Below are 26,141 nucleotides of genomic sequence, written 5' to 3'. Positions count from 1 at the left end.
TTCATTTGAATTTTACTTTAACTCCGAAATCGGACATATGAACCCTAAGCGTGGCCACATTCTCTTAGCCGTAAAAAAAGGCCGCAATGGCGGCCTTTAGCACGAACTCTCTGAAATTACTGCCCTTTGTTTTCCAGATTCTCAACCTGCGGCACGCCCGAAGCGGCAGAAGAGGAGAGCAGGCCAGTTTTGGCATAACCGAAAAGTTTCTCGCGGGTATCAGTGATATCCAGGTTACGCATGGTCAGTTGACCAATACGATCGTCTGGTGAGAACACTGAGTCACCTTTTTCCATTGTCAGACGCTCTGGCTTATAAGTCAGGTTGTCAGAGACAGTATTGAGGATGGAGTAGTCGTTACCGCGACGCAGTTCCAGGGTAACTTCACCTGTAATCTGGCTGGCAACCCAGCGTTGCAGGGAGTCTCGTAGCATCAGCGCCTGGGAGTCGAACCAACGCCCCTGATACAGCAGACGTCCCAACTGGCGACCATGCGCGTGATATTGCTCAATGGTGTCTTCGTTGTGAATACCGGTCAGCAGACGTTCATAAGCGATATGCAGCAGAGCCATCCCCGGAGCTTCGTAGATACCACGGCTTTTCGCTTCGATGATACGGTTTTCGATCTGGTCGCTCATGCCCAGGCCGTGACGGCCACCAATGCGGTTGGCTTCAAGCATCATTTCTACATCGTCGCTAAAGGTTTTACCGTTTAGCGCTACCGGATGCCCCAGCTCAAAACGTACCGTGACTTCTTCTGCCGGGATCTTCACGCTCTCGTCCCAGAATTTCACACCCATAATCGGGTTGACGATTTTGACGCTGGAGTTGAGGTATTCCAGATCTTTCGCTTCGTGCGTCGCGCCGAGCATGTTGGAGTCTGTGGAGTAGGCTTTTTCAACCGACATTTTGTAGTCGAAACCGCAGGCAATCATAAATTCAGACATTTCATGACGACCGCCTAACTCATCAATAAAGTCAGTATCAAGCCACGGTTTGTAAATCTGCAATTCGGCGTTGGTAAGCAGGCCGTAACGATAGAAACGTTCGATATCGTTTCCTTTATAGGTGCTGCCATCACCCCAGATGTTAACGCCATCTTCTTTCATCGCAGCAACCAGCATGGTGCCGGTTACGGCGCGGCCCAGCGGCGTGGTGTTAAAATAGGTCAGACCGCCGGTGGTGTTATGGAAAGCACCACACTGAATAGCGGCAATACCTTCAGCCACCAGTTGTTTGCGGCAGTCGATCAGACGAGCGTTCTCCGCGCCGTATTCCATGGCTCGACGAGGGATCGCATCATAATCCTCTTCGTCTGGCTGGCCCAAATTTGCAGTATATGCATAAGGGACAGCTCCCTTTTGTCGCATCCACAGCAGTGCGGCACTGGTGTCCAGACCGCCAGAAAAAGCGATACCAATACGTTGACCTACCGGGAGATGCTTGAGAATCGTCGTCATAAAATAACACCCTGCTTGATTAACTGATTATGAGCCTGTATTTTTGCTCTAACTGAATTTTTATGCAAAATAAATGAGTTTTCATTTAATCATCTTTTATCTGAGACAGGAAGAGTTTAGTGTGTTTTTTGTAAAATAATGCGCTTAAGAGAGGTAAGGAGAGGATGAAAGTATTCAACAAATGAAAGTGAACTGGATATCCATTCACATGATTAGCAATAAATGTTGACAAAATGTGGCGTGGATCACTATAATGGCCGCAGATTTTACGTCCCGTCTCGGTACACCAAATCCCAGCAGTATTTGCATTTTTTACTCAAAACAAGTAGAATTTGCCACGTTTCAGGCGCGGGGTGGAGCAGCCTGGTAGCTCGTCGGGCTCATAACCCGAAGGTCGTCGGTTCAAATCCGGCCCCCGCAACCACTTTCCCTTAGAGTTCTTTTTCAAATATACTGTGAAGACTTCGGCCTTCGTAGTGGGATTTGAAAAAATCCTTCTGGAAAGTGCTCCAGACCGCATTTGCGGTTATAGGGTTCAGTTATATAAAGCCCCGATTTATCGGGGTTTTTTGTTATCTGACTACAGAATAACTGGGCTTTAGGCCCTTTTTTTATGTCTTGGGGGTGGGCTTGTCCACATTAGAGCAAAAATTAACAGAGATGATTACTGCGCCAGTTGAGGCCCTGGGTTTTGAACTGGTTGGCATCGAGTTTATTCGCGGTCGCACATCCACACTGCGCATCTATATTGATAGTGAAGATGGCATCAATGTTGATGATTGTGCTGATGTGAGCCACCAGGTAAGTGCTGTGTTGGATGTTGAAGATCCCATCACCGTTGCTTATAACCTGGAAGTCTCCTCACCGGGTCTCGATCGCCCACTGTTCACGGCTGAACACTACGCCCGTTTTGTCGGAGAAGAGGTCACTCTGGTACTCCGTATGGCGGTACAAAACCGTCGTAAATGGCAGGGCGTTATCAAAGCGGTAGACGGTGAAATGATCACAGTTACCGTCGAAGGTAAAGATGAAGTGTTCGCGCTGAGTAATATCCAGAAGGCGAACCTGGTTCCCCACTTTTAATAGTCTGGATGAGGTGAAAACCCCGCGATGAACAAAGAAATTTTGGCTGTAGTTGAAGCCGTCTCCAATGAAAAGGCGCTGCCTCGCGAGAAAATTTTCGAAGCGTTGGAAAGCGCGCTGGCTACAGCAACCAAGAAAAAATATGAACAAGAGATCGACGTCCGCGTACAGATCGATCGCAAAAGCGGTGATTTTGACACCTTCCGTCGTTGGCTGATTGTTGATGAGGTCACTCAGCCAACTAAAGAAATCACCCTTGAAGCCGCGCGTTATGAAGATGAAAGCCTGAACCTGGGCGATTACGTTGAAGATCAGATTGAGTCTGTCACCTTTGACCGTATTACGACCCAGACGGCAAAGCAGGTTATCGTGCAGAAAGTTCGTGAAGCCGAACGTGCGATGGTTGTTGATCAGTTCCGTGAACACGAAGGTGAAATCATCACCGGCGTGGTGAAAAAAGTAAACCGCGATAATATCTCTCTGGATCTGGGCAACAATGCTGAAGCTGTGATCCTGCGTGAAGATATGCTGCCGCGTGAGAACTTCCGCCCAGGTGACCGCGTTCGTGGCGTGCTCTATTCTGTTCGCCCGGAAGCGCGTGGTGCGCAACTTTTTGTTACCCGTTCCAAGCCAGAAATGCTGATCGAACTGTTCCGCATTGAAGTGCCGGAAATTGGCGAAGAAGTTATTGAAATTAAAGCAGCGGCTCGCGATCCGGGATCTCGTGCGAAAATCGCGGTGAAAACCAACGATAAACGTATCGATCCGGTAGGTGCTTGCGTGGGTATGCGTGGTGCACGTGTTCAGGCTGTTTCCACTGAGCTTGGCGGCGAGCGTATCGATATCGTCCTGTGGGATGATAATCCGGCGCAATTCGTTATTAACGCGATGGCACCGGCAGACGTTGCTTCTATCGTGGTGGATGAAGATAAACACACCATGGATATCGCTGTTGAAGCCGGTAACCTGGCGCAGGCGATTGGGCGTAATGGTCAGAACGTGCGTCTGGCTTCGCAGTTGAGTGGTTGGGAACTTAACGTAATGACCGTTGACGACCTGCAAGCTAAACATCAGGCGGAAGCGCACGCAGCGATCGACACCTTCACCCGTTATCTCGACATTGACGAAGACTTCGCCACTGTCCTGGTAGAAGAAGGCTTCTCGACTCTGGAAGAACTGGCCTACGTGCCGATGAAAGAGCTGCTGGAAATTGAAGGCCTTGATGAGCCGACTGTTGAAGCACTGCGCGAGCGTGCTAAAAATGCACTGGCCACCATTGCACAGGCCCAGGAAGAAAGCCTCGGTGATAACAAACCGGCTGACGATCTGCTGAATCTTGAAGGGATGGATCGTGATTTAGCATTCAAACTGGCCGCCCGTGGCGTTTGTACGCTGGAAGATCTCGCCGAACAGGGCATTGATGATCTGGCTGATATCGAAGGGTTGACCGACGAAAAAGCCGGAGCACTGATTATGGCTGCCCGTAATATTTGCTGGTTCGGTGACGAAGCGTAATAAACTGTAGCAGGAAGGAACAGCATGACAGATGTGACGATTAAAACGCTGGCCGCAGAGCGACAGACCTCCGTGGAACGCCTGGTACAGCAATTTGCTGATGCAGGTATCCGGAAGTCTGCTGACGACTCTGTGACCGCACAAGAGAAACAGGCTTTAATTGACCACCTGAATCAGAAAAATTCAGGGCCGGACAAATTAACGCTGCAACGTAAAACACGTAGCACCCTTAACATTCCTGGTACCGGTGGAAAAAGTAAATCGGTACAAATCGAAGTCCGCAAGAAACGCACCTTTGTGAAACGCGATCCGCAAGAGGCTGAACGCCTTGCAGCGGAAGAGCAAGCGCAGCGTGAAGCGGAAGAGCAAGCGCAGCGTGAAGCGGAAGAGCAAGCCCGTCGTGAGGCAGAAGAATCGGCCAAACGCGAGGCGCAACAAAAAGCTGAACGTGAGGCCGCAGAACAAGCGAAACGTGAAACCGCTGAACAAGCAAAACGTGAAGCTGCGGAAAAAGACAAAGTGAGCAATCAACAAGACGATATGACTAAAACCGCCCAGGCTGAAAAAGCCCGCCGTGAGCAGGAAGCTGCAGAGCTTAAGCGCAAAGCTGAAGAAGAAGCACGTCGTAAACTCGAAGAAGAAGCACGTCGCGTTGCTGAAGAAGCACGTCGTATGGCGGAAGAAAACAAATGGACTGATAACGCGGAACCGACTGAAGATTCCAGTGATTATCACGTTACCACCTCTCAACATGCTCGCCAGGCAGAAGACGAAAGCGATCGTGAAGTCGAAGGCGGTCGTGGCCGTGGCCGTAACGCGAAAGCAGCACGTCCGAAGAAAGGCAATAAACATTCTGAATCTAAAGCTGATCGCGAAGAAGCGCGCGCAGCAGTACGTGGTGGTAAAGGCGGAAAACGTAAAGGTTCTTCGCTGCAGCAGAGCTTCCAGAAACCAGCTCAGGCTGTTAACCGTGACGTCGTGATTGGTGAAACCATCACTGTTGGCGAACTGGCTAACAAGATGGCGGTTAAAGGCTCTCAGGTCATCAAAGCGATGATGAAGCTGGGTGCAATGGCAACCATCAACCAGGTCATTGACCAGGAAACCGCACAGTTAGTTGCCGAAGAGATGGGCCACAAAGTTATCCTGCGTCGTGAAAACGAACTGGAAGAAGCGGTAATGAGTGACCGTGATACAGGTGCTGCGGCTGAACCGCGTGCACCGGTTGTGACCATCATGGGACACGTTGACCACGGTAAAACTTCTCTGCTGGACTATATTCGTTCAACGAAAGTGGCTTCTGGTGAAGCGGGTGGCATTACCCAGCACATCGGTGCATACCACGTTGAAACTGAAAACGGCATGATCACCTTCCTGGACACCCCGGGGCACGCCGCGTTTACTTCAATGCGTGCACGTGGTGCGCAGGCAACTGACATCGTAGTTCTGGTTGTTGCTGCAGATGACGGCGTAATGCCGCAGACCATCGAAGCAATCCAGCACGCGAAAGCGGCAGGTGTGCCTGTGGTGGTTGCAGTGAACAAAATCGATAAGCCAGAAGCCGATCCGGATCGCGTTAAAAACGAACTGTCTCAGTACGGCATCCTGCCGGAAGAGTGGGGCGGTGAAAGCCAGTTCGTACACGTATCTGCAAAAGCGGGTACGGGTATCGACGAACTGCTGGATGCGATCCTGCTGCAGGCCGAAGTCCTGGAACTGAAAGCCGTACGTAACGGGATGGCGAGCGGTGCGGTCATCGAATCTTTCCTCGATAAAGGTCGTGGTCCGGTTGCAACTGTACTGGTACGTGAAGGTACTCTGCACAAGGGTGACATCGTTCTGTGTGGCTTCGAATACGGTCGTGTTCGTGCAATGCGTAACGAACTGGGTCAGGAAGTACTGGAAGCAGGTCCGTCCATTCCGGTGGAAATCCTCGGCTTGTCCGGTGTTCCGGCAGCGGGTGATGAAGTTACCGTTGTACGTGACGAGAAGAAAGCACGTGAAGTTGCACTGTATCGTCAGGGCAAATTCCGTGAAGTTAAACTGGCGCGTCAGCAGAAATCTAAACTGGAGAACATGTTCGCCAACATGACTGAAGGCGAAGTTCATGAAGTGAACATCGTTCTGAAGGCTGACGTACAGGGTTCTGTAGAAGCGATTTCCGACTCCTTGCTGAAACTGTCTACTGACGAAGTAAAAGTGAAGATCATCGGTTCTGGTGTAGGTGGTATCACCGAAACCGACGCGACCCTGGCGGCTGCATCCAACGCGATTCTGGTTGGCTTCAACGTCCGTGCTGATGCCTCTGCGCGTAAAGTGATTGAGGCTGAAAGCCTGGATCTGCGTTACTACTCCGTCATCTATAACCTGATCGATGAAGTGAAAGCGGCGATGAGCGGTATGCTCTCTCCGGAACTGAAACAACAGATCATCGGTCTGGCGGAAGTTCGCGATGTGTTCAAATCACCGAAATTTGGTGCCATCGCAGGTTGTATGGTTACCGAAGGTGTGGTTAAACGTCACAACCCGATCCGCGTTCTGCGCGACAACGTGGTTATCTACGAAGGCGAGCTGGAGTCCCTGCGCCGCTTCAAAGATGACGTTAACGAAGTCCGTAACGGTATGGAGTGTGGTATCGGCGTTAAGAACTACAACGACGTGCGCACTGGCGATGTGATCGAAGTGTTCGAAATCATCGAGATTCAGCGTACGATTGCCTAAGGTTGATTGGGTGTAGGCCGGATAAGGCGTTTGCGCCGCATCCGGCAGCCGTTGCCTGACGCGACGCTCGTGCGTCTTATCAGGCCTACGTGAACAGCCCTTCCACCTGAAATTAATTTTAAAAAGGGGCTTATGGCCCCTTTTTTGTCAGGAGAATTTATTATGGCGAAAGAATTTGGTCGCCCGCAGCGCGTAGCGCAGGAAATGCAAAAAGAGATCGCTCTCATCCTGCAACGCGAAATTAAAGATCCTCGTCTGGGCATGATGACCACCGTTTCCGGTGTCGAGATGTCTCGTGACCTGGCCTATGCCAAAGTGTATGTAACTTTCCTCAACGACAAAGATGAAGATGCAGTAAAAGCGGGCATCAAAGCGTTGCAGGAAGCCTCCGGCTTTATCCGCAGCCTGCTTGGTAAAGCGATGCGCCTGCGTATCGTGCCGGAACTGACCTTCTTCTACGACAACTCACTGGTTGAAGGGATGCGTATGTCAAACCTGGTGACCAGTGTGGTTAAGCATGACGAAGAACGTCGTGTTAATCCGGACGACAGCAAGGAGGACTAATGAGTCGTCCTCGTCGTCGCGGCCGCGACATTAACGGCGTTTTGTTGCTGGATAAACCGCAGGGTATGTCCAGCAACGATGCGCTGCAAAAAGTGAAACGCATTTATAACGCCAATCGTGCTGGACATACCGGCGCGCTGGACCCGCTGGCGACCGGCATGTTGCCGATTTGTCTCGGGGAAGCGACGAAGTTTTCCCAGTACCTGCTGGACTCTGATAAACGTTATCGGGTGATTGCGCGTCTTGGGCAGCGTACTGATACTTCTGACGCAGACGGACAAATCGTTGAGGAGCGCCCGGTAACCTTTAGTGCAGAGCAACTGGCGGCGGCACTCGATTCATTCCGTGGCGATATTGAACAAATCCCTTCGATGTATTCTGCGCTGAAATATCAGGGTAAAAAACTGTACGAGTACGCGCGTCAGGGCATTGAAGTGCCTCGTGAAGCACGACCGATTACCGTTTATGAGTTGCTGTTTATTCGTCACGAAGGCAATGAACTGGAGCTGGAAATTCATTGCTCAAAAGGCACCTATATCCGCACCATCATTGATGACCTGGGTGAAAAACTTGGCTGTGGCGCACATGTGATTTATCTGCGCCGTCTGGCTGTAAGCAAATATCCGGTTGAACGAATGGTGACTCTGGAACATCTGCGTGAACTTGTCGAGCAAGCCGAACAGCAGGGTATTTCGGCGGCACAATTACTTGATCCATTACTGATGCCAATGGACAGTCCAGCTTCGGACTACCCGGTGGTGAATCTTCCGCTAACGTCTTCTGTTTACTTCAAAAATGGTAACCCGGTTCGTACATCCGGTGCGCCACTGGAAGGACTGGTTCGTGTTACAGAAGGTGAAAACGGTAAGTTTATCGGTATGGGCGAAATTGACGATGAAGGCCGCGTTGCGCCTCGTCGCCTGGTGGTTGAATACCCGGCGTAATGCTATCCATCTTGCGATAACAGGTCGCTACGAGTAGAATACTGCCGCTTAACGTCGCGTAAATTGTTTAACACTTTACGTAACGTACACTGGGATCGCTGAATTAGAGATCGGCGTCCTTTCATTCTATATACTTTGGAGTTTTAAAATGTCTCTAAGTACTGAAGCAACAGCTAAAATCGTTTCTGAGTTTGGTCGTGGTGCAAACGACACCGGTTCTACCGAAGTTCAGGTAGCACTGCTGACTGCACAGATTAACCACCTGCAGGGCCACTTTGCAGAGCACAAAAAAGATCACCACAGCCGTCGTGGTCTGCTGCGCATGGTTTCTCAGCGTCGTAAACTGCTCGACTACCTGAAACGTAAAGACGTAGCACGTTACACCCAGCTCATCGAGCGCCTGGGTCTGCGTCGCTAATTCTTGCGAGTTTCAGAAAAGGGGGCCTGAGTGGCCCCTTTTTTCAAGCTGATGGCAGCAATTCACTGGAAACTAATGTATTGTTGCTATGAATGATCTTCCGTTGCAGAGGTTCGCGCGGCTAATGAGAGGCTTTACCCACATCAGGCTGGGTTAGGGTTGTCATTAGTCGCGAGGATGCGCAGAAGATCGGGTATTAACACCAGTGCCGTTAAGGTGCTGTCTAAGAAAGAGAAAGGATATTACATTGCTTAATCCGATCGTTCGTAAATTCCAGTACGGCCAACATACCGTTACACTGGAAACTGGCATGATGGCGCGTCAAGCCACTGCCGCAGTTATGGTTAGCATGGATGACACCGCGGTATTCGTTACCGTTGTTGGCCAGAAAAAAGCCAAACCAGGTCAGGACTTCTTCCCTCTGACCGTTAACTATCAGGAGCGTACCTACGCTGCTGGTCGTATCCCGGGTAGCTTCTTCCGTCGTGAAGGCCGTCCAAGCGAAGGCGAAACCCTGATCGCGCGTCTGATTGACCGCCCGATTCGCCCGCTGTTCCCGGAAGGCTTCGTCAACGAAGTTCAGGTTATCGCCACCGTGGTTTCTGTTAACCCGCAGGTTAACCCGGATATCGTTGCGATGATTGGTGCTTCCGCAGCACTGTCTCTGTCTGGTATCCCGTTCAATGGTCCGATTGGTGCTGCTCGCGTGGGTTACATCAATGACCAGTATGTACTGAACCCAACTCAGGATGAGCTGAAAGAGAGCAAACTGGATCTGGTTGTTGCCGGTACTGAAGCCGCTGTGCTGATGGTTGAATCTGAAGCAGAACTGCTGAGCGAAGACGTCATGTTGGGCGCAGTGGTGTTCGGTCATGAACAGCAGCAGGTTGTTATTCAGAACATCAATGAACTGGTGAAAGAAGCCGGTAAACCGCGTTGGGACTGGCAGCCGGAGCCGGTAAACGAAGCGCTGAACGCGCGCGTTGCTGCACTGGCTGAAGCTCGTCTGAGCGATGCTTACCGCATCACCGACAAACAAGAGCGTTATGCACAGGTTGATGTCATCAAATCTGAAACCATCGCTACGCTGCTTGCTGAAGACGAAACTCTGGACGAAAACGAACTGGGTGAAATTCTGCACGCTATCGAGAAAAACGTTGTTCGTAGCCGCGTACTGGCAGGCGAACCGCGTATCGACGGTCGTGAAAAAGATATGATCCGTGGTCTGGATGTGCGCACAGGCGTGCTGCCGCGTACTCACGGTTCTGCGCTGTTTACCCGTGGTGAAACTCAGGCGCTAGTTACCGCAACACTGGGTACTGCACGTGACGCACAGGTTCTTGATGAACTGATGGGCGAACGTACTGACACCTTCCTGTTCCACTACAACTTCCCTCCGTACTCCGTAGGCGAAACCGGCATGGTCGGTTCTCCGAAGCGTCGTGAAATTGGTCACGGTCGTCTGGCGAAGCGCGGCGTGCTGGCAGTAATGCCGGATATGGACAAATTCCCGTACACCGTACGTGTTGTGTCTGAAATCACCGAATCCAACGGTTCTTCTTCTATGGCTTCTGTGTGCGGTGCGTCTCTGGCGCTGATGGACGCAGGTGTGCCAATCAAAGCCGCTGTTGCGGGTATCGCAATGGGGCTGGTGAAAGAAGGCGACAACTACGTTGTACTGTCTGACATTCTGGGTGACGAAGACCACCTGGGCGATATGGACTTCAAAGTTGCGGGTTCCCGTGACGGTATCTCTGCACTGCAGATGGATATCAAAATTGAAGGTATTACCAAAGAGATCATGCAGGTTGCGCTGAACCAGGCTAAAGGTGCGCGTCTGCACATCCTGGGCGTAATGGAACAGGCGATCAACGCGCCGCGTGGCGATATCTCTGAGTTCGCTCCGCGTATCCATACCATTAAGATTAACCCGGACAAGATTAAAGACGTTATCGGTAAAGGCGGTTCTGTAATCCGTGCTCTGACTGAAGAAACCGGCACCACTATCGAAATCGAAGATGACGGTACTGTGAAGATCGCCGCGACCGACGGCGAGAAAGCAAAACACGCTATTCGTCGTATCGAAGAGATCACTGCAGAAATCGAAGTGGGTCGCGTCTACAATGGTAAAGTGACCCGTATCGTTGACTTTGGCGCATTTGTTGCCATCGGCGGCGGTAAAGAAGGTCTGGTACACATCTCTCAAATCGCTGACAAGCGTGTTGAGAAAGTGACTGATTACCTGCAGATGGGTCAGGAAGTTCCGGTAAAAGTTCTGGAAGTTGATCGCCAGGGCCGTATCCGTCTGAGCATTAAAGAAGCGACTGAGCAGTCTCAACCTGCTGTAGCACCGGAAGCTCCGGCTGCTGAACAGGGCGAGTAAGGTTGCCATTTGCCCTCCGCGTTGACGGGGGGCTTTTAACCGGGCAGGACGCCTTGTTAGCAACCGGGAACAGGACGTTCATTCAACCGTGGTCTTCGGGAGTGGGAAATGAAGCCTTTTTTGCGCTGGTGTTTCGTTGCGACAGCACTTACGCTTGCAGGATGCAGTAATACTTCCTGGCGTAAAAGTGAAGTCCTCGCAGTACCATTGCAACCGACTTTACAGCAGGAAGTGATTCTGGCACGTATGGAACAGATCCTTGCCAGTCGGGCTTTAACCGATGACGAACGCGCGCAGCTTTTATATGAGCGCGGAGTGTTGTATGATAGTCTCGGTCTGAGGGCATTAGCGCGTAACGATTTTTCGCAAGCGCTGGCAATCCGACCGGATATGCCTGAAGTATTCAATTACTTAGGCATATATTTAACGCAGGCAGGCAATTTTGATGCTGCCTATGAAGCGTTTGATTCTGTACTTGAGCTTGATCCAACTTACAACTACGCGCACTTGAATCGCGGGATCGCATTATATTACGGCGGTCGTGACAAGTTAGCGCAAGATGATCTGCTGGCGTTTTATCAAGACGATCCCAATGATCCTTTCCGTAGTCTGTGGCTTTATCTCGCTGAGCAGAAGCTCGATGAGAAGCAGGCTAAAGAAGTGTTGAAACAGCACTTCGAAAAATCGGACAAGGAACAGTGGGGATGGAACATTGTCGAGTTCTACCTGGGCAACATTAGCGAACAAACGTTAATGGAAAGGCTCAAGGCGGACGCAACGGATAACACCTCGCTCGCTGAGCATCTCAGTGAAACCAACTTCTATTTAGGTAAGTACTACCTAAGTCTGGGGGATTTGGACAGCGCCACGGCACTGTTCAAACTGGCGGTTGCCAACAACGTTCATAACTTTGTTGAGCACCGATACGCATTGTTGGAATTATCGCTCCTGGGCCAGGACCAAGATGACCTGGCAGAATCGGACCAGCAATAGCTGACGTACACATCAGCCCGTAATCTTATTTGATTGCCATCACCTTAACGGGTGAGGGCGTTGTTGTTCGTTAATACACCTACTTTGAGCCGGTTCACACTTTTCAATGAAAATTGCTGATCAATTTCATGATGAGTTATGTAGACTGGCCGCCATTAATTTTGAGGCACACGTACTACATGGCTGAATTCGAAACCACTTTTGCAGATCTGGGCCTGAAGGCTCCTATCCTTGAAGCCCTTAACGATCTGGGTTACGAAAAACCATCTCCAATTCAGGCAGAGTGTATCCCACATCTGCTGAATGGCCGCGACGTTCTGGGTATGGCCCAGACGGGGAGCGGAAAAACTGCAGCATTCTCTTTACCTCTGCTGCAAAATCTTGATCCTGAGCTGAAAGCACCACAGATTCTGGTGTTGGCACCGACCCGCGAACTGGCGGTACAGGTTGCTGAAGCAATGACGGATTTCTCTAAACACATGCGCGGCGTAAACGTGGTTGCCCTTTACGGCGGCCAGCGTTATGACGTGCAATTACGTGCCCTGCGTCAGGGGCCGCAGATCGTTGTCGGTACTCCGGGCCGTCTGCTGGACCACCTGAAACGTGGCACTCTGGATCTCTCTAAACTGAGCGGTCTGGTTCTGGATGAAGCTGACGAAATGCTGCGCATGGGCTTCATCGAAGACGTTGAAACCATTATGGCGCAGATCCCGGAAGGTCATCAGACCGCTCTGTTCTCTGCAACCATGCCGGAAGCGATTCGTCGCATTACCCGCCGCTTTATGAAAGAGCCGCAGGAAGTGCGCATTCAGTCCAGCGTGACTACCCGCCCTGACATCAGCCAGAGCTACTGGACTGTCTGGGGTATGCGCAAAAACGAAGCGCTGGTACGTTTCCTGGAAGCGGAAGATTTTGATGCGGCGATTATCTTCGTTCGTACCAAAAACGCGACTCTGGAAGTGGCTGAAGCCCTTGAGCGCAGCGGTTACAACAGTGCTGCCCTGAACGGTGACATGAACCAGGCACTGCGTGAGCAGACTCTGGAACGTCTGAAAGATGGTCGTCTGGATATCCTGATCGCGACCGACGTTGCGGCCCGTGGCCTGGACGTTGAGCGTATCAGCCTGGTGGTTAACTACGATATCCCGATGGATTCCGAGTCTTACGTTCACCGTATCGGTCGTACCGGTCGTGCGGGTCGTGCGGGTCGTGCGCTGCTGTTCGTTGAGAACCGCGAGCGTCGTCTGCTGCGCAACATTGAACGTACTATGAAGCTGACCATTCCAGAAGTAGAACTGCCGAACGCAGAACTGCTGGGCAAACGCCGTCTGGAAAAATTTGCTGCTAAAGTACAGCAGCAACTGGAAAGCAGCGATCTGGATCAATACCGTGCACTGCTGAGCAAAATTCAGCCGACTGCAGAAGGTGAAGAGCTGGATCTCGAAACTCTGGCTGCCGCACTGCTGAAAATGGCACAGGGCGAACGTACTCTGATCGTGCCGCCAGATGCGCCGATGCGTCCGAAACGTGAGTTCCGTGACCGTGATGATCGTGGTCCGCGCGATCGTAACGACCGTGGCCCGCGTGGTGACCGTGAAGATCGTCCGCGTCGTGAACGTCGCGATGTTGGCGATATGCAGTTGTACCGCATTGAGGTGGGTCGTGATGATGGCGTTGAAGTTCGTCATATCGTTGGCGCAATTGCTAACGAAGGTGACATCAGCAGCCGTTACATCGGTAACATCAAGCTGTTTGCTTCTCACTCCACCATCGAATTGCCGAAAGGTATGCCGGGTGAAGTGCTGCAACACTTTACGCGTACCCGCATCCTCAACAAGCCGATGAACATGCAACTGCTGGGCGATGCACAGCCGCAAACTGAACGTCGTGGTGGTGGTCGTGGTGTCGGTGGCGAGCGTCGTGAAGGCGGTCGCAACTTCAGCGGTGAACGCCGTGAAGGTGGTCGTGGTGATGGTCGTCGCTTCAGTGGCGAACGTCGCGAAGGCCGTGCACCGCGTCGTGAAGAGTCTACCGGTCGTCGTCGTTTCGGTGGCGATGCGTAATTCGCGCTGATCAGCGAATACATTCTGTAAAATAATATATACAGCCCTAATCATATCGATTGGGGCTTTTTTTTATTTCTTTTGTACTCGTGTACTGGTACAGTGCAACACATAACAACGCAGTCGCACTATTTTTCACTGGAGAGAAGCCCTTATGGCAACACTAACCACCACCCAAACGTCACCGTCGCTGCTTGGCGGCGTGGTGATTATCGGCGGCACCATTATTGGCGCAGGGATGTTCTCCTTGCCCGTGGTCATGTCCGGGGCGTGGTTTTTCTGGTCAATGGCGGCGCTAATCTTCACCTGGTTTTGTATGCTGCATTCCGGATTGATGATTTTGGAAGCTAACCTGAATTATCGAATCGGTTCGAGCTTTGATACCATCACCAAAGATTTGCTGGGCAAAGGCTGGAATGTCGTCAACGGTATCTCTATTGCCTTTGTGCTCTACATTCTGACCTACGCCTATATTTCTGCCAGCGGTTCTATTTTGCATCACACCTTCGCGGAGATGTCGCTGAATGTTCCGGCCAGAGCGGCAGGTTTTGGTTTTGCACTGTTGGTGGCGTTTGTGGTGTGGTTGAGCACCAAAGCAGTCAGCCGTATGACGGCGATTGTGTTGGGAGCGAAAGTTATTACATTCTTCCTCACCTTCGGTAGCTTGCTGGGGCATGTGCAGCCTGCGACATTGTTCAACGTTGCGGAAAGCAATGCGTCTTATGCACCGTATCTGCTGATGACACTACCGTTCTGTCTGGCGTCGTTTGGTTATCACGGCAACGTACCAAGCCTGATGAAGTATTACGGCAAAGACCCGAAAACCATTGTGAAATGTCTGGTGTACGGTACGTTGATGGCGCTGGCGCTGTATACCATCTGGTTGCTGGCGACGATGGGCAACATTCCGCGTCCGGAGTTTATTGGCATTGCAGAGAAGGGCGGAAATATTGATGTGCTGGTGCAGGCATTAAGCGGTGTGCTGAACAGTCGTAGTCTGGATCTGCTGCTGGTAGTGTTCTCAAACTTTGCGGTAGCGAGTTCGTTCCTCGGCGTAACGCTGGGCCTGTTCGACTATCTGGCGGATCTGTTTGGCTTTGATGATTCGGCATTGGGGCGCTTTAAAACGGCACTGTTGACCTTTGCGCCACCTGTCGTTGGTGGCCTGCTGTTCCCTAACGGATTTCTCTACGCCATTGGTTATGCTGGTTTAGCTGCTACCATCTGGGCGGCAATTGTTCCGGCTCTGCTGGCCCGCGCATCGCGTAAACGCTTTGGCAGCCCGAAATTCCGCGTCTGGGGCGGCAAACCGATGATCGTTCTGATTCTGCTATTTGGTATTGGCAATGCATTGATCCATATTTTATCGAGCTTTAATTTGCTGCCGGTGTATCAGTAATCATCTGTGCCTTATCCGACATTTCTGCTGCCTGCACAATGCCTGATGCGCTTCGGTTATCAGGTCTACGTAGGGCGGCGTTGCCAGGTCGGATAAGGCTTCCCGCCGTATCCGACAAAATAAAACACACTATCCCAGTAAATCTTCCTTCACATCCATCGCCAGTTCAAACGAATGCAGCCGCGCCTGGTGGTCGAAAATCTGCCCGTTAACCATAATCTCATCAGCGTCGGTTTCGCGCAGGATCGACTGTAAACCGTGACGCACTTTCGCTTTATCGCCCACCAGCGACATACTCAGCGCCTGCTGCACGCCATACTGCTCGGACGGCGACCAGAACTGATCCATATTCTGAATCGGTGGTGGCAGTTGCCCGGTTTCACCGCGGCGTAGCTTCACAAAGGCTTGCTGCATCGAGGTAAACAGGAATTCAGCGTCGCGGTTGCTATCAGCGGCGATGATATTGATACACACCATTGCGTACGGTTTCTCCAGTCGTGCGGAGGGTTTGAAGTTGCTGCGATAAAGTTGTAGTGCCTGGAACAGCATATCCGGCGCGAAGTGTGAGGCAAAGGCAAACGGCAGGCCGAGCTGCGCCGCCAGTTGTGCGCTGTAAAGGCTGGAGCCTAATAACCACACCGGGATTTTCTCGCCATAGCCTGGCACCGGGCGTACATGTGGATTGGGATCACGAGCGTCAAACCAGTCCACCAGCTCAGCAACATCGCGGGGGAAATTATCAATATCACCACTCATATGGCGACGCAGCGCCATCATTGTCCGCTGATCGCTACCTGGAGCACGACCCAGCCCCAAATCGATTCGACCCGGATAGAGCGTATTGAGTGTGCCGAACTGTTCTGCAATTACCAACGGTGAATGGTTAGGTAACATCACGCCGCCGGAACCCAGATGCAGCGTGGTGGTATTCGCTGCCAGATAGCCAATCAACACCGATGTCGCCGCACTGGCAATGCCGGTCATATTGTGATGTTCCGCCAGCCAGTAGCGATGATAGCCGCGCTTTTCAGCCAGACGAGCCAGGTCCAGAGAGTGGGAGAACGCTTCTCGCGCCGTTGAACCTTCGGGGATGGGGGCCAGATCGAGTAGCGAAAACGGAATGGTTTTATCAGTCATAACAGCTCACTTTGTTACCGATTAATCTTTAATACTGCATTAAAGAGTAGTTAAAGTTGTTAACAAAGTGAGCTATTTACTTACGCTTGCAGTTCCAGCCCTGCCAGCCGTTTCCAGTAACCGTTGCAGTCGCTATTAGCCGTTAACGGCAGCGGCGCAGCGCCATTTTCATTGGCGCGGAAGGCGTCGAGCATAGCAAAAGTGTCTGTGCCCTGCGGTGACAGGCGAACCACATCGACCAGCCCCTGCATTGACGCCAGCTCGTTACCGAGGTTGTAAACATAGCCGCTCATGGTCTGAATGCCGTTGAGCACAAACACCTGCTGATCTTCCTGTGACAGCACGTTGCGCCCGTTCGGATATTTAATGCAGCAGGTTTCGCACTCATCTTTCGGGCGATCCTCCGAGCGTGCGGTGAAGCAGCGGGCTGAGTACGCCAGCGGCAGATGGCCGTAGCTCAAGACTTCCACTTCAAACTGGTTGCGAATACCCAGTTCATCACACTGATTGAGCAGATTCACCAGCCAGTCGCGGGAAAGTTCTACCGGCATACACCAGCGCATCATGCCCTGTTTGAGCAATATTTTCAGCGTCACTGCGTTGTAGCAGTTCAGCGCATGCCCGGCGACGAACGGGAGTTTGCGTTCGGCGCACATATTCACCACGCCGAGATCGCTGGCTTCAATCAGAAACTCGCCGTTCTCAACATAGCGTTTCAGTTCGCCCAGCTCGGAAGAGGCCTGTACCAGCGCCAGCGTGGAGAGCACAATCTGCTTGCCACTTCCGGCGAGCGATTTTGCCATCTCCAGCCAGTCGCCAACTTTCGTTGCCCGACGCTTGCTGCATACCGCTTCACCAAGATAAATCACGTCGGCGCTGCTGGTGGCGGCCTGCTGATAAAATTCTTCCAGCGTCTCTTTTGGCCAGTACCACAGCACTGGCCCTAAGGAATATTTCATTGCTTTTCTCACTGCCATTTACGGTGATATGCGCCAAGGGTGGTTTGCGTGCCTTCGGACATCGACCCGAGCGTCTCCATCCACGCGTTTTGCGGCACGAAGTTTTGCGGATCGGCCTTACAACGGTCGATAGCCTGACGCCAGACTTTCGCCACCTGGCTGACATACGCCGGGCTACGCTGGCGGCCTTCGATTTTCACCGAAGCAATATTCGCCGCCATTAGCTCAGGCAGCAGTTCCAGGGTATTGAGACTGGTTGGTTCTTCCAGTGCGTGATAGCGCTCGCCGTCCACCAGATAACGCCCTTTACACAGCGTCGGGTAACCTGCGTTTTCGCCGTCCTGATAACGGTCGATCAGCACCTCGTTAAGGCGGGATTCCAGCCCCTGCGGCGTTTGTTGCCAGCGCACGAAGCGGGCAGGAGAACACGCACCCACGGTGTTGGGCGACTCACCGGTCAGATACGACGACAGATAGCAACGTCCTTCCGACATAATGCACAGGCTGCCGAAAGCAAAGACCTCCAGCGGAACTGGCGTGACCCGTGCCAGTTGTTTCACCTGGTGAATCGACAGTACGCGTGGTAGCACCACGCGGGCGACATCAAAATGGCGATGATAAAAGTTAATTGCCTCTTCATTGGTCGCTGAAGCCTGCACCGACACGTGACGCTCAATATGTGGGTAACGCTCGGCGGCGTACTCCAGCATGGCAAGATCGGCAAGGATCAGCGCGTCGGCACCCAGTTGTGCCGCCATATCCACGGCACGTTGCCAGCGGGCGTAGCCGTCCGGGTGCGCAAAAGTGTTAATCGCGATGTGAAGTTTGCGGCGATGTTGATGGACAAAACTCACCGCTTCCTGCAATTTTTTCTCGGTAAAGTTAAGGCCGGCGAAGTGACGGGCATTGGTATCATCTTTTAGCCCGATATAAACAGCATCTGCGCCGTTTTCGATGGCCGCCTTAAGCGCCGGGAGATTTCCGGCAGGGCAGAGCAGCTCCATAATTTTTCCTGAAGGTTGCGCTATCAAAACGCAAAAATGTTAACGAACTGGGATTTTAGTTAACCTTGCTGCGACAATTTTTGATTTAAGGCAGTTAAAGTTGTATTGGTGGTAGCAGCAATTTCATATGGAATTGTTGATTTATACCGCTATGTTATTTTCCTGATATGGCAAAATAGGATGATTGTTGAAACAGGGAGTAAAACTCGTGTTGGATAAACTGCGTTCCCGTATTGTGCATTTGGGGCCATCTCTGTTGAGTGTACCGGTAAAACTGACGCCATTTGCGTTAAAACGCCAGGTTCTTGAGCAAGTCTTAAGCTGGCAATTCCGCCAGGCGCTGGACGATGGCGAGCTGGAATTCCTTGAAGGCCGCTGGTTAAGTATTCATGTGCGTGATATTGACCTGCAATGGTTTACCTCGGTGGTGAATGGCAAACTGGTCGTTAGCCAGAACGCGCAAGCAGACGTGAGTTTTAGTGCCGACGCCAGCGATTTGCTGATGATCGCAGCGCGTAAACAGGATCCGGATACACTTTTCTTCCAGCGTCGGCTAGTGATTGAAGGTGATACGGAGCTGGGGCTGTATGTGAAAAACCTGATGGACGCCATTGAACTGGAGCAGATGCCAAAAGCCTTACGCATGATGCTGCTGCAACTGGCGGATTTTGTTGAGGCGGGGATGAAAACCACGCCTGAAACCAAACAGACATCGGTAGGTGAACCATGCTAATTCGAGTAGAAATTCCCATTGATGCGCCGGGTATTGATGCCCTGCTGCGTCGTTCATTCGAAAGCGATGCGGAAGCGAAGCTGGTTCACGATCTGCGTGAAGATGGCTTTCTGACGCTGGGACTGGTGGCGACAGATGACGAAGGCCAGGTCATTGGCTATGTGGCATTCAGTCCGGTAGATGTGCAGGGCGAAGACCTGCAATGGGTTGGCATGGCTCCGCTGGCGGTAGATGAAAAATATCGCGGGCAAGGGCTGGCACGCCAACTGGTCTATGAAGGACTGGATTCGCTTAATGAGTTCGGCTATGCCGCAGTGGTAACGCTGGGCGATCCGGCGCTGTACAGCCGTTTTGGCTTTGAACTGGCGGCGCATCACGATCTGCGTTGCCGCTGGCCGGGCACAGAAAGTGCCTTCCTGGTACATCGTTTAGCGGATGACGCGCTGAATGGTGTAACCGGGCTGGTTGAGTACCACGATCACTTCAATCGCTTTTAACCTCCGGGGTTTGCAGGCTACTTAATAACTCTGCAAACCCAGCGCCTTCCGCAACCAGGCATTCTTTCTGTCGTTTGGTCAGTTGCTTGACGCGATATTCCGCCCGTAATGCCAGCGAACGGTCGCCAACCGGTGCGGAAAATGCCAATGTCAGTTTGCCTTTCCCGCGCAGTGCTTTCGCCCCTTTACCGCTTTGATGCTGCTGATAGCGGCGTTCGACGTCCGTGGTGATCCCGGTATAAAGCTTATTGTCGGCGGTACGAATCAAGTAAAGGAACCAGGGTGTCATCGTCTGTGTCACATGTTAAGGTCTGGCCAACAGTATAAAAGAGAACAGAAATGGAAACACTCACCGCAATTAGCCGTTGGCTGGCAAAACAACATGTTGTCACCTGGTGCGTGCAGCAGGACGGGGAACTGTGGTGCGCCAATGCCTTTTATCTTTTTGATGCGCAGAAAGTTGCATTTTACATTTTGACGGAAGAAAAAACGCGCCATGCGCAGATGAGCGGGCCGCAGGCTCCGGTTGCCGGAACGGTAAATGGTCAGCCGAAAACGGTGGCATTAATTCGTGGCGTGCAGTTTAAAGGTGAGATCCGCAGACTGGAAGGTGAGGAAAGTGACCTCGCACGTCAGGCCTATAATCGCCGCTTCCCGGTTGCCCGGACGCTGTCGGCACCGGTGTGGGAAATCCGCCTCGATGAGATAAAATTCACCGACAACACGCTGGGCTTTGGGAAAAAACTGGTCTGGCAACGGTAACCTATAGTTAAACATGAGTACATATACAGGGCCGGAGGCAATATGAGTCAGGTTTTAATTACAGGCGCAACGGGGCTGGTGGGTGGGCATCTACTGCGGATGTTGATTAATGAACCGAAAGTACAGGCTATTGCCGCGCCGACGCGACGCCCATTAGCAGATATGCCGGGAGTCTATAACCCACACGATCCACAATTGACCGACGCGCTGGCGCAGGTCACCGATCCGATAGACATTGTTTTTTGTTGCCTTGGCACCACGCGGCGGGAGGCGGGCAGTAAAGAGGCATTTATTCACGCTGATTACACGCTGGTGGTGGATACGGCATTAACCGGACGGCGGCTGGGCGCGCAGCATATGCTGGTGGTCAGTGCGATGGGGGCAAACGCGCATTCACCATTTTTTTATAACCGTGTCAAAGGGGAGATGGAAGAGGCGTTAATTGCTCAGAACTGGCCGAAACTGACCATCGCTCGCCCGTCGATGTTGCTGGGCGATCGTAACAAACAGCGGATGAACGAAACCCTTTTTGCGCCACTGTTCCGTTTGCTACCAGGGAACTGGAAATCCATTGATGCGCGAGACGTGGCGCGGGTAATGCTGGCAGAAGCGATGCGGCCAGAGCATGAAGGCGTGACCATTTTAAGCTCTTCAGAATTACGCAAAAGAGCTGAATAATTATTCCCAATAATTGATGGTGAGCGTAATATTCTCGCGCTCAATTATCATAACTTTTTCCTGGGGAATGCTATGGCTGGTCAGTCTTCATCTCAGGCGGCAACGCCCATTCAGTGGTGGAAACCCGCGCTTTTCTTTCTCGTTGTCATTGCCGGACTCTGGTATGTGAAGTGGCAACCCTACTACGGTAAGGCCTTTACCGCCGCCGAAACCCACAGCATCGGTAAATCAATCCTCGCACAGGCGGATGCCAATCCGTGGCAGGCAGCGTTGGATTACGCGATGATCTACTTTCTTGCAGTATGGAAAGCGGCGGTGCTGGGTGTGCTCCTCGGATCGTTGATTCAGGTATTGATCCCTCGTGACTGGTTGTTGCGCACGCTTGGACAATCGCGCTTTCGCGGGACGTTACTGGGAACGCTGTTTTCACTGCCTGGAATGATGTGTACCTGCTGTGCGGCACCGGTCGCGGCGGGGATGCGCCGCCAACAAGTGTCGATGGGAGGGGCGCTGGCATTCTGGATGGGGAATCCGTTGTTAAACCCAGCAACGCTGGTGTTTATGGGCTTTGTTCTCGGCTGGGGTTTTGCGGCGATTCGCCTGGTGGCGGGTCTGGTGATGGTGTTGCTGATTGCAACACTGGTACAAAAATGGGTGCGTGAGACACCGCAAACGCAGGCACCGGTCGAAATCGACATGCCAGAAGTGCAGGGCAGATTTTTTAGCCGCTGGGGCAGGGCGCTGTGGACGCTTTTCTGGAGTACGATCCCGGTTTATATCCTGGCAGTGCTGGCGTTGGGGGCTGCTCGCGTCTGGCTGTTCCCCCATGCCGATGGCGCTGTCGATAATAGCCTGATGTGGGTGATAGTGATGGCGGTAGCGGGATGCTTGTTTGTCATTCCCACGGCGGCAGAAATTCCGATTGTGCAGACGATGATGCTGGCAGGGATGGGAACCGCTCCGGCGCTGGCATTATTGATGACCCTTCCGGCGGTGAGTTTGCCGTCGTTAGTTATGCTGCGCAAAGCGTTTCCGGCGAAGGCATTATGGCTGACGGGAGCGATGGTGGCGGTATCGGGTGTTATTGTCGGCAGTCTGGCGCTGTTGTTCTGATTCGAGGGAAAACATGTCGGATGCGGCGCAAGCGCCTTATCCGACCTGTGGTTTGTGCCATTGTAGGCCTGATAAGACGCGGCAGCGTCGCATCAGGCTTTACAAAGAGCTGTTATTTAATAAACGTAAATGCCGTGGTCACACGTTTCACACCACTCACCCGGCTGGCAATATCTGCCGCCGCTTTCGCCTCACGCTCAGTCACCAGCCCCATCAGGAACACTTCGCCGTTTTCGGTGGTTACTTTCACGTTAGACGATTTCACCAGGTCGCTTGCCAGCAACTGCGAGCGAACTTTAGTGGTGATCCACGTATCATTCGACGCTTCGCCCAGACCAATTGGTTGGCCCTGACGAATCTCGTTATACACTTCGTTGGCACCGTCTACGCCCATCGCAATCTGTTTTGCACGAGCCGAAAGTTCGGTGTTTGGTGACTGCCCAACCAGCAGCACTTTGCCCTGATAGGCCGTTACATTAATGCGCGCTTCTTTCTTAATTTGTTCATCTTTCGACAATGCGCTGTTAACGCGCACTTCCAGGGTGCCATCGTCCACCTGGGTGCCGACACTGCGCGGATCGGTCGCTGCTTTAGTTCCCACAGCGGCTGTACCCACTACGGCAGCAGCAACACAACCTTGCAACAGCAGTGCGGAAATAAGGACTGCGATTGGCGATAATGCCTTCATGTATTCTCCTTAATCATCCTGGTGAGGGAAAAGCGTGTTATCGATCAGATCGCACAGGCAATTTACCGTCAGCATGTGCATTTCTTGAATGCGAGCACTACGATGCGAAGGAATACGGATCTCCACGTCTTGCGGCCCTAACAACCCTGCAAGTTCACCGCCGTCATAGCCGGTTAATGCCACAATAGTCATATCACGCGTAACGGCGGCTTCAACAGCTTTAACGATATCGCGGCTGTTACCGCGAGTAGAAATGGCTAACAGCACATCTCCCGCATGTCCCAGCGCCCGTACCTGTTTTGCATATACTTCATCATGCAAGCGATCATTGGCAATCGCCGTTAAGACAACATTATCAGTATTTAGTGCAATGGCAGGTAAGCTGGGCCGCTCCGTTTCGAAACGGTTGATCATGCTGGCAGCAAAATGCTGTGCGTTGGCAGCGGAAGTCCCATTACCACAACAGAGGATTTTGTTGCCATTAAGCAGAGACTGAACCAGCGTCATGGCTGCACGGGAGATGGCATCCGGAAGCGCCTCTGCCGCCGCAATTTGAGTTTGAATGCTTTCAGTGAAGCAAGCTTTTATTCTTTCTAGCACGCTAATCCTTAAACCTTAATTATGAGTGGTCATTAAAGGCATCCTTAATCCACTCAACATCATTCCCGGTGAAGGCTACCACATCGAACCGGCAATCCACAGTATCAAAACTCCCATTATGGCGCGCGAGCCACAAGCGGGCAGTCTGTAATAATTTGTGTTGTTTGCTACGGGTCACACTGGCTGCTGCGTCGCCGTAGAGTGCAGAGCGGCGGTAACGCACCTCGACAAAAACGGTGGTCTGGCCTTCACGCATTATCAAATCGATCTCGCCGCCACGCTCGTTCACGTTGGCGGCGACAAACTGCAGTCCTTTGCCTTCCAGCCAGCGACGCGCTTGTTTTTCCCACGCATCGCCGGTCTGTTTAGTGGTTAACTGGCGGGGACTACCTGACCTTGTTGGTACTGTAGCCATGATAACTTCCTGTTAATCACGCAATCCGGGTTAGCCGTCAGACCTCCGGTATTACCGTTGATTTCAAACCCCTGAACCTGGCGCATTTGCGAGAAATGATTCGCCAGTGACCAGGCATCGACACCCATTGCATACATTCGCGCCAGCGAATAATCGTTGTTCACAGCACTGAGTGCCTGCTGCATTAATGACAGGTTACTCCCTGCCAGCATTGGGATTTCACTGTACTGTAAACCTTCCATCTCCAGGCGGAAATCAGGACCCGCGGAGCCTTGTGCGCTGCGGGAGCTGGCGTACAGCGTTGCGCCGCTCTGGCTGCCGTTACGCATGGTAATCATCGGCTTGATGAAGGCGATTTCGCCTGGCGTTGCCACAATGTATACCGCATCGACACGACCGCCATTATTGGTGAACTGGTCATCGGTTGGCGTGGTTTGCAGCGTTGGGTTGTTTGTGGTCATGCCGGAATCGGTTGTCGTTCTGGGGGTAATCGGACTCCCCGTTAAAGCGATACCTGAACCGCCGTTGACACCCGCGCGTAATTCGCTGGTAGAGCCGAATTTTTGTTGTAGAACGGTGCCGCCGCCCAGTTTCTGCCACTCTTGCGCAAACGCATTTGCTACGCGATCACCCAGCGAACTGCGCGGGATCAGCACCAGCGGCGCTTGTTTGCCCTGGTCACGAATATGACGTGCTGCATCGCGCGCTTCATCTTCCGGCGACAGCGCGAAATAACAGATGTTGGCACGGTTTTCGATATTTTCCGGCTGGTTAAGCGCCAGCACGTTCAGCGGGGTGTTGCTCTTCAGCAACTCTTCAACGTTATTTTTCAGCAGCGGGCCGACCACAATACTCGCGCCGTCCTGCTGTACCTGGTTGAGGATCTGGCTAAGCGGTTGTGAAGAAGTATCGTAGATTTTCAGTTCTGCTGACGGATTTGCTGGTGCGCTTACTGCTGCGGTGGTTGCAGTTGGGGTGTTTACAGGCACCGGCTGTGCCTCGGTTTCTTCACCCGTCAGATCGCTAACAGAGGCCTGTGCCGGGCTGGCAACGCCATCCACGGTTTGCGGTTGGGGCTGTTCTGTGACGTCCGCGGCAGGTGCGGCAGCTACCTGCGCTGCTACTGGTTGAGTACCGATATTTTTCGCCGCTTCAAATCCTTGCTGAATAGTGCGACCAAACACCGCGGCCTGACCATTCAACGGCAACAGCAGGGCGATTTTATTGGTTGACGCTGGTTTAAACGCTTTTACGTTTACCAACTGCGTTGGCAGCATTTTCGCGCCCGGATTGTTCGGGTAACGTTTCTGCCAGTCGGCAATGCCGGCCTTCATCATGTCGGGATCGTTGCGGTTATCAAACCAGACGCGTTGCAGATCCAGCCAGCCTTGCAGGATATTTTCGTCGGCGTTGATCACCAGCGTATTCGCCTGCTCCTGAGTCATGGAGGAGAGCGCCTGCCAGGTAGCGTCAATATTTTGCTGTTTTTCTTTCGCCCCGAGCAGCGGTTCCTGAGCAATTAAAGCGCGCAATAAATCAATGGAAGGACGCCCCTGGCTGGCATCGATTTTTGCCTGCCAGTAACGTGCCTGCTGGTTTGGCTCTAAATCTGCCGGAGTAATTTTAACCAGCAAGGTTTGCGCGCCAGTAAAATCTTTCTGTGCCAGTTTAATTTCTACTGCCAGCAGAGTTTTCTCGCGACGCTGGGTATCGTTCAGTTCCTGCGGCAGTTGGTTAAATAATTCTACCGCTTGCCCGGTTTTACCTTCTTTCACCAGTGCACGAATGGCGAGTAATTGCCAGTTGATCCTGGTATCATCAGAGCTTTGCTGCATCTGCTGCAGATAAAAGGCAGAATCAGCCTGCGCCGTGCCCTGCATATAGGCAGTGGACTGATCGGGGGTATGGGTGCCACAACCGGCGAAAATCAGGGCTGCCAGAACAACAGGCAGACAACGCGCGGCTTTCAAACGAGAAAATGTTGAGGGTACCATAATGTATCCAGTGATATT

At 52.3% G+C, this 26,141-nt stretch carries 25 protein-coding genes and 1 tRNA gene; 17 read left to right on the top strand and 9 right to left on the bottom strand.

From position 1 onward, the window contains the following. Nucleotides 1-116: 116 nt before the first annotated feature. Entirely contained in the window at nucleotides 117-1,460 is a 1,344-nt protein-coding gene (gene argG / locus A31E_RS07245; RefSeq protein WP_001517161.1) for an argininosuccinate synthase, read from the bottom strand. 347 nt (nucleotides 1,461-1,807) lie between these two features. On the opposite strand from argG, the gene A31E_RS07250 reads away from it, so the two are divergent. From A31E_RS07250 to mtr, 12 genes are all read left to right on the top strand, one after another. Continuing rightward, a tRNA-Met gene (locus A31E_RS07250) sits at nucleotides 1,808-1,884 on the top strand. A 206-nt stretch (nucleotides 1,885-2,090) separates the two neighbouring features. Continuing rightward, a complete protein-coding gene (rimP, locus tag A31E_RS07255; RefSeq protein ID WP_001300397.1) occupies nucleotides 2,091-2,543 on the top strand; it encodes a ribosome maturation factor RimP in 453 nt (150 codons plus the stop codon). Nucleotides 2,544-2,570: 27 nt separating this feature from the next. Further along, nucleotides 2,571-4,058: a transcription termination factor NusA gene (gene nusA, locus A31E_RS07260; protein WP_001031045.1), complete on the top strand. Its 1,488-nt coding sequence runs from the start codon at nucleotides 2,571-2,573 to the stop codon at nucleotides 4,056-4,058. Nucleotides 4,059-4,082: 24 nt separating this feature from the next. Further along, nucleotides 4,083-6,779: a translation initiation factor IF-2 gene (infB, locus tag A31E_RS07265; protein ID WP_001517160.1), complete on the top strand. Its 2,697-nt coding sequence runs from the start codon at nucleotides 4,083-4,085 to the stop codon at nucleotides 6,777-6,779. A 162-nt stretch (nucleotides 6,780-6,941) separates the two neighbouring features. Next, nucleotides 6,942-7,343: a 30S ribosome-binding factor RbfA gene (rbfA, locus tag A31E_RS07270; RefSeq protein ID WP_001040205.1), complete on the top strand. Its 402-nt coding sequence runs from the start codon at nucleotides 6,942-6,944 to the stop codon at nucleotides 7,341-7,343. Beyond that, nucleotides 7,343-8,287: a tRNA pseudouridine(55) synthase TruB gene (gene truB / locus A31E_RS07275; protein WP_000089692.1), complete on the top strand. Its 945-nt coding sequence runs from the start codon at nucleotides 7,343-7,345 to the stop codon at nucleotides 8,285-8,287. Before rbfA ends, truB begins: the two co-directional genes overlap by 1 nt. Nucleotides 8,288-8,435: 148 nt before the next feature. Next, complete coding sequence (gene rpsO / locus A31E_RS07280) at nucleotides 8,436-8,705, top strand: 30S ribosomal protein S15 (protein ID WP_000059469.1); 270 nt, start codon at nucleotides 8,436-8,438, stop codon at nucleotides 8,703-8,705. 247 nt (nucleotides 8,706-8,952) lie between these two features. Continuing rightward, on the top strand, nucleotides 8,953-11,088 hold the full coding sequence (pnp, locus tag A31E_RS07285) for a polyribonucleotide nucleotidyltransferase (RefSeq protein ID WP_000933928.1): 2,136 nt from the start codon (nucleotides 8,953-8,955) through the stop codon (nucleotides 11,086-11,088). 108 nt (nucleotides 11,089-11,196) lie between these two features. Next, entirely contained in the window at nucleotides 11,197-12,081 is an 885-nt protein-coding gene (nlpI, locus tag A31E_RS07290; protein ID WP_000802080.1) for a lipoprotein NlpI, read from the top strand. Nucleotides 12,082-12,187: 106 nt separating this feature from the next. Beyond that, nucleotides 12,188-12,268, top strand: coding sequence for a protein YrbN (yrbN, locus tag A31E_RS25400; RefSeq protein ID WP_010723222.1), 81 nt, complete (start codon nucleotides 12,188-12,190; stop codon nucleotides 12,266-12,268). Next, entirely contained in the window at nucleotides 12,261-14,144 is a 1,884-nt protein-coding gene (gene deaD / locus A31E_RS07295) for an ATP-dependent RNA helicase DeaD (RefSeq protein WP_010379192.1), read from the top strand. Before yrbN ends, deaD begins: the two co-directional genes overlap by 8 nt. A 154-nt stretch (nucleotides 14,145-14,298) precedes the next feature. Beyond that, nucleotides 14,299-15,543, top strand: coding sequence for a tryptophan permease (gene mtr, locus A31E_RS07300; RefSeq protein ID WP_001517158.1), 1,245 nt, complete (start codon nucleotides 14,299-14,301; stop codon nucleotides 15,541-15,543). A 129-nt stretch (nucleotides 15,544-15,672) separates the two neighbouring features. On the opposite strand, the gene A31E_RS07305 is transcribed toward mtr, so the two are convergent. The 3 genes from A31E_RS07305 to A31E_RS07315 all read right to left on the bottom strand — a co-directional run bounded on the left by A31E_RS07305 (nucleotide 15,673) and on the right by A31E_RS07315 (nucleotide 18,643). Continuing rightward, the gene (locus A31E_RS07305) at nucleotides 15,673-16,680 is read right to left on the bottom strand and encodes a luciferase-like monooxygenase (RefSeq protein ID WP_016249243.1); all 1,008 of its coding nucleotides are present in this window, start codon (nucleotides 16,678-16,680) and stop codon (nucleotides 15,673-15,675) included. 80 nt (nucleotides 16,681-16,760) lie between these two features. Beyond that, entirely contained in the window at nucleotides 16,761-17,639 is an 879-nt protein-coding gene (locus A31E_RS07310; RefSeq protein ID WP_001517156.1) for a U32 family peptidase, read from the bottom strand. An 8-nt stretch (nucleotides 17,640-17,647) separates the two neighbouring features. Next, nucleotides 17,648-18,643, bottom strand: coding sequence for a ubiquinone anaerobic biosynthesis protein UbiU (locus tag A31E_RS07315; RefSeq protein WP_001517155.1), 996 nt, complete (start codon nucleotides 18,641-18,643; stop codon nucleotides 17,648-17,650). Between the two features lie 208 nt (nucleotides 18,644-18,851). Here A31E_RS07315 and A31E_RS07320 point away from each other — a divergent pair, with 208 nt between their 5' ends. Both A31E_RS07320 and A31E_RS07325 read left to right on the top strand, forming a co-directional pair. Next, the gene (locus tag A31E_RS07320) at nucleotides 18,852-19,376 is read left to right on the top strand and encodes a ubiquinone anaerobic biosynthesis accessory factor UbiT (RefSeq protein WP_001517154.1); all 525 of its coding nucleotides are present in this window, start codon (nucleotides 18,852-18,854) and stop codon (nucleotides 19,374-19,376) included. Next, on the top strand, nucleotides 19,370-19,873 hold the full coding sequence (locus A31E_RS07325) for a GNAT family N-acetyltransferase (RefSeq protein ID WP_000908549.1): 504 nt from the start codon (nucleotides 19,370-19,372) through the stop codon (nucleotides 19,871-19,873). The genes A31E_RS07320 and A31E_RS07325 overlap by 7 nt, the downstream gene beginning before the upstream one ends. Here the strand turns inward: A31E_RS07325 and yhbQ are convergent. Then, nucleotides 19,860-20,162, bottom strand: coding sequence for a DNA damage response exodeoxyribonuclease YhbQ (yhbQ, locus tag A31E_RS07330; RefSeq protein ID WP_000189335.1), 303 nt, complete (start codon nucleotides 20,160-20,162; stop codon nucleotides 19,860-19,862). The two genes, A31E_RS07325 and yhbQ, sit on opposite strands and share 14 nt — an antisense overlap. A 50-nt stretch (nucleotides 20,163-20,212) precedes the next feature. On the opposite strand from yhbQ, the gene A31E_RS07335 reads away from it, so the two are divergent. The 3 genes from A31E_RS07335 (at nucleotide 20,213) to A31E_RS07345 (ending at nucleotide 22,426) form a co-directional block, all read left to right on the top strand. Continuing rightward, nucleotides 20,213-20,635 carry a YhbP family protein gene (locus A31E_RS07335; RefSeq protein ID WP_000449448.1) on the top strand — a complete coding sequence of 141 codons (423 nt, stop codon included), beginning with the start codon at nucleotides 20,213-20,215 and terminating at the stop codon, nucleotides 20,633-20,635. Between the two features lie 42 nt (nucleotides 20,636-20,677). Beyond that, the gene (locus tag A31E_RS07340; RefSeq protein WP_001517153.1) at nucleotides 20,678-21,313 is read left to right on the top strand and encodes an NAD(P)H-binding protein; all 636 of its coding nucleotides are present in this window, start codon (nucleotides 20,678-20,680) and stop codon (nucleotides 21,311-21,313) included. A 72-nt stretch (nucleotides 21,314-21,385) separates the two neighbouring features. After that, nucleotides 21,386-22,426 carry a permease gene (locus A31E_RS07345; RefSeq protein ID WP_016249242.1) on the top strand — a complete coding sequence of 347 codons (1,041 nt, stop codon included), beginning with the start codon at nucleotides 21,386-21,388 and terminating at the stop codon, nucleotides 22,424-22,426. 112 nt (nucleotides 22,427-22,538) lie between these two features. Here the strand turns inward: A31E_RS07345 and dolP are convergent, their stop codons facing one another. From dolP to lpoA, 4 genes are read right to left on the bottom strand one after another with little or no spacing between them, the layout of a single operon-like run. Then, nucleotides 22,539-23,114: a division/outer membrane stress-associated lipid-binding lipoprotein gene (gene dolP, locus A31E_RS07350; protein WP_000646038.1), complete on the bottom strand. Its 576-nt coding sequence runs from the start codon at nucleotides 23,112-23,114 to the stop codon at nucleotides 22,539-22,541. Between the two features lie 9 nt (nucleotides 23,115-23,123). Beyond that, nucleotides 23,124-23,714: a DnaA initiator-associating protein DiaA gene (gene diaA / locus A31E_RS07355; RefSeq protein ID WP_000893477.1), complete on the bottom strand. Its 591-nt coding sequence runs from the start codon at nucleotides 23,712-23,714 to the stop codon at nucleotides 23,124-23,126. Between the two features lie 19 nt (nucleotides 23,715-23,733). Further along, a complete protein-coding gene (locus A31E_RS07360) occupies nucleotides 23,734-24,129 on the bottom strand; it encodes a YraN family protein (RefSeq protein WP_016249241.1) in 396 nt (131 codons plus the stop codon). Then, nucleotides 24,087-26,123: a penicillin-binding protein activator LpoA gene (lpoA, locus tag A31E_RS07365; RefSeq protein ID WP_016249240.1), complete on the bottom strand. Its 2,037-nt coding sequence runs from the start codon at nucleotides 26,121-26,123 to the stop codon at nucleotides 24,087-24,089. Before lpoA ends, A31E_RS07360 begins: the two co-directional genes overlap by 43 nt. Nucleotides 26,124-26,141 lie beyond the last annotated feature (18 nt).

Source organism: Escherichia sp. KTE159 (assembly GCF_000408805.1).
GTDB classification, from domain to species: Bacteria; Pseudomonadota; Gammaproteobacteria; order Enterobacterales; family Enterobacteriaceae; genus Escherichia; species Escherichia marmotae.
Note: the sequence above shows the minus strand (reverse complement) of the source record. Positions and strands in the feature narration are given on the sequence as shown.

Excerpts from the sequence above, each read along its gene's own strand:
- argG (WP_001517161.1), bottom strand. The coding sequence starts at position 1,460 with ATGACGACGATTCTCAAGCATCTCCCGGTAGGTCAACGTATTGGTATC.
- nusA (WP_001031045.1), top strand. The coding sequence starts at position 2,571 with ATGAACAAAGAAATTTTGGCTGTAGTTGAAGCCGTCTCCAATGAAAAG.
- infB (WP_001517160.1), top strand. The coding sequence starts at position 4,083 with ATGACAGATGTGACGATTAAAACGCTGGCCGCAGAGCGACAGACCTCC.
- rbfA (WP_001040205.1), top strand. The coding sequence starts at position 6,942 with ATGGCGAAAGAATTTGGTCGCCCGCAGCGCGTAGCGCAGGAAATGCAA.
- truB (WP_000089692.1), top strand. The coding sequence starts at position 7,343 with ATGAGTCGTCCTCGTCGTCGCGGCCGCGACATTAACGGCGTTTTGTTG.
- rpsO (WP_000059469.1), top strand. The coding sequence starts at position 8,436 with ATGTCTCTAAGTACTGAAGCAACAGCTAAAATCGTTTCTGAGTTTGGT.
- nlpI (WP_000802080.1), top strand. The coding sequence starts at position 11,197 with ATGAAGCCTTTTTTGCGCTGGTGTTTCGTTGCGACAGCACTTACGCTT.
- yrbN (WP_010723222.1), top strand. The coding sequence starts at position 12,188 with ATGAAAATTGCTGATCAATTTCATGATGAGTTATGTAGACTGGCCGCC.
- deaD (WP_010379192.1), top strand. The coding sequence starts at position 12,261 with ATGGCTGAATTCGAAACCACTTTTGCAGATCTGGGCCTGAAGGCTCCT.
- mtr (WP_001517158.1), top strand. The coding sequence starts at position 14,299 with ATGGCAACACTAACCACCACCCAAACGTCACCGTCGCTGCTTGGCGGC.
- A31E_RS07305 (WP_016249243.1), bottom strand. The coding sequence starts at position 16,680 with ATGACTGATAAAACCATTCCGTTTTCGCTACTCGATCTGGCCCCCATC.
- A31E_RS07310 (WP_001517156.1), bottom strand. The coding sequence starts at position 17,639 with ATGAAATATTCCTTAGGGCCAGTGCTGTGGTACTGGCCAAAAGAGACG.
- A31E_RS07315 (WP_001517155.1), bottom strand. The coding sequence starts at position 18,643 with ATGGAGCTGCTCTGCCCTGCCGGAAATCTCCCGGCGCTTAAGGCGGCC.
- A31E_RS07325 (WP_000908549.1), top strand. The coding sequence starts at position 19,370 with ATGCTAATTCGAGTAGAAATTCCCATTGATGCGCCGGGTATTGATGCC.
- yhbQ (WP_000189335.1), bottom strand. The coding sequence starts at position 20,162 with ATGACACCCTGGTTCCTTTACTTGATTCGTACCGCCGACAATAAGCTT.
- A31E_RS07335 (WP_000449448.1), top strand. The coding sequence starts at position 20,213 with ATGGAAACACTCACCGCAATTAGCCGTTGGCTGGCAAAACAACATGTT.
- A31E_RS07340 (WP_001517153.1), top strand. The coding sequence starts at position 20,678 with ATGAGTCAGGTTTTAATTACAGGCGCAACGGGGCTGGTGGGTGGGCAT.
- A31E_RS07345 (WP_016249242.1), top strand. The coding sequence starts at position 21,386 with ATGGCTGGTCAGTCTTCATCTCAGGCGGCAACGCCCATTCAGTGGTGG.
- dolP (WP_000646038.1), bottom strand. The coding sequence starts at position 23,114 with ATGAAGGCATTATCGCCAATCGCAGTCCTTATTTCCGCACTGCTGTTG.
- A31E_RS07360 (WP_016249241.1), bottom strand. The coding sequence starts at position 24,129 with ATGGCTACAGTACCAACAAGGTCAGGTAGTCCCCGCCAGTTAACCACT.
- lpoA (WP_016249240.1), bottom strand. The coding sequence starts at position 26,123 with ATGGTACCCTCAACATTTTCTCGTTTGAAAGCCGCGCGTTGTCTGCCT.